We start from the raw sequence: 2,686 nt of genomic DNA on the forward strand, positions 1-2,686 counted from the left end.
GTGATGGCGTGCCTTTTGAAGAATGAGCCTGCGAGTCATCGGTGTGTGGCGAGGTTAACCCGTGTGGGGTAGCCGTAGCGAAAGCGAGTCCGAATAGGGCGTTTTTGAGTCGCACATTATGGACCCGAAGCGGAGTGATCTACCCATGGCCAGGGTGAAGCGACGGTAAGACGTCGTGGAGGCCCGAACCCACTTAGGTTGAAAACTGAGGGGATGAGCTGTGGGTAGGGGTGAAAGGCCAATCAAACTCCGTGATAGCTGGTTCTCCCCGAAATGCATTTAGGTGCAGCGTCACGTGTTTCACGCCGGAGGTAGAGCTACTGGATGGCCTAGGGGGCCCACAAGCTTACCGAAGTCAGCCAAACTCCGAATGCCGGTGTGTGAGAGCGTGGCAGTGAGACTGCGGGGGATAAGCTTCGTAGTCGAGAGGGAAACAGCCCAGATCGCCGGCTAAGGCCCCTAAGCGTGTACTAAGTGGAAAAGGATGTGGGGTCGCTGAGACAACCAGGAGGTTGGCTTAGAAGCAGCCACCCTTGAAAGAGTGCGTAATAGCTCACTGGTCAAGTGATCCTGCGCCGACAATGTAGCGGGGCTCAAGTACACCGCCGAAGCCGCGGCACTCAGTCATCAGATCGCCTTCGGGCCAGTCGACTGGGTGGGTAGGGGAGCGTCCTGTATCCGTGGAAGCCACAGTGTGAACTAGTGGTGGAGGGTACGGGAGTGAGAATGCAGGCATGAGTAGCGAAAGACGAGTGAGAAACTCGTCCGCCGAATGACCAAGGGTTCCTGGGCCAGGTTAATCCGCCCAGGGTGAGTCGGGACCTAAGGCGAGGCCGACAGGCGTAGTCGATGGACAACGGGTTGATATTCCCGTACCCGTGTATCCGCGCCCAATGGCGAATCAGTTGTGCTAACCATCCAAAACCGGATAGATCACCTTCGGGTGACGTGAAGGGGCTGCATGGGACCCTGGCTGTAGTAGTCAAGCGATGGGGTGACGCAGGAAGGTAGCTGGGCCAGGTGATGGAATACCTGGTGTAAGCCTGTAGGGCGCAACATAGGCAAATCCGTGTTGCATGTAGCCTGAGAGGTGATGCGTAGTCGTTGCGACGAATTCAGTGATCCTATGCTGCCGAGAAAAGCCTCTAGCGAGCTGGTACATGGCCCGTACCCCAAACCGACACAGGTGGTCAGGTAGAGAATACTGAGGCGATCGAGATAACTGTGGTTAAGGAACTCGGCAAAATGCCCCCGTAACTTCGGGAGAAGGGGGACCACATCTGGTGACGGCTCTTGCAGCTTGAGCTGGGTGGGGTCGCAGAGACCAGAGAGAAGCGACTGTTTACTAAAAACACAGGTCCGTGCGAAGTCGTAAGACGATGTATACGGACTGACGCCTGCCCGGTGCCGGAAGGTTAAGAGGACCGGTTAGCGCCTTTGGGTGCGAAGCTGAGAATTTAAGCCCCGGTAAACGGCGGTGGTAACTATAACCATCCTAAGGTAGCGAAATTCCTTGTCGGGTAAGTTCCGACCTGCACGAATGGCGTAACGACTTCTCTGCTGTCTCAACCACAGACTCGGCGAAATTGCATTACGAGTAAAGATGCTCGTTACGCGCGGCAGGACGAAAAGACCCCGGGACCTTCACTATAGCTTGGTATTGGTGTTCGGTACGGTTTGTGTAGGATAGGTGGGAGACTGTGAAACTCGGACGCCAGTTCGGGTGGAGTCGTCGTTGAAATACCACTCTGATCGTATTGGGCTTCTAACCTCGGACCATGATCTGGTTCAGGGACAGTGCCTGGTGGGTAGTTTAACTGGGGCGGTTGCCTCCTAAAATGTAACGGAGGCGCCCAAAGGTTCCCTCAGCCTGGTTGGCAATCAGGTGTTGAGTGCAAGTGCACAAGGGAGCTTGACTGTGAGACTGACAGGTCGAGCAGGGACGAAAGTCGGGACTAGTGATCCGGCACCGGCAAGTGGAAGCGGTGTCGCTCAACGGATAAAAGGTACCCCGGGGATAACAGGCTGATCTTCCCCAAGAGTCCATATCGACGGGATGGTTTGGCACCTCGATGTCGGCTCGTCGCATCCTGGGGCTGGAGTAGGTCCCAAGGGTTGGGCTGTTCGCCCATTAAAGCGGCACGCGAGCTGGGTTTAGAACGTCGTGAGACAGTTCGGTCTCTATCCGCCGCGCGCGTTAGAAACTTGAGGAAGGCTGTCCCTAGTACGAGAGGACCGGGACGGACGAACCTCTGGTGTGCCAGTTGTTCCGCCAGGAGCATGGCTGGTTGGCTACGTTCGGAAGGGATAACCGCTGAAAGCATCTAAGCGGGAAGCCTGTTCCAAGATGAGGTTTCTCTCCCACTTGATGGGTTAAGGCCCCCTACAGACTATGGGGTTGATAGGCTGGAACTGGAAGCACAGTAATGTGTGGAGGTGACCGGTACTAATAGGCCGAGGGCTTACTATCGAAGGTGTTACGCGTCCACTGTGCGGTATCTGAAACAACACACAGACACTGCGGCAAACCCTGTTGGGGAGCGCTGTCTAGTTTCATAGTGTTACGGCGGTTATAGCGGTGGGGAAACGCCCGGTCCCATTCCGAACCCGGAAGCTAAGGCCACCTGCGCCGATGGTACTGCACTCGACAGGGTGTGGGAGAGTAGGACACCGCCGGACAATCATT

General features: G+C 56.0%; 2 rRNA genes (1 of these 2 only partly in view). Both read left to right on the forward strand.

The window, feature by feature from the left end:
- Window positions 1-2,470 (forward strand): 23S ribosomal RNA (locus NC7_RS28190); it begins 645 nt to the left of the window's first position.
- Between the two features lie 92 nt (window positions 2,471-2,562).
- Window positions 2,563-2,679: ribosomal RNA gene (gene rrf / locus NC7_RS28195) — 5S ribosomal RNA — on the forward strand.
- The last annotated feature ends 7 nt before the right edge of the window (window positions 2,680-2,686 follow it).

Origin of the sequence: Nocardia caishijiensis NBRC 108228, assembly GCF_001612825.1 — a bacterium.
GTDB classification, from domain to species: Bacteria; Actinomycetota; Actinomycetes; order Mycobacteriales; family Mycobacteriaceae; genus Nocardia; species Nocardia caishijiensis.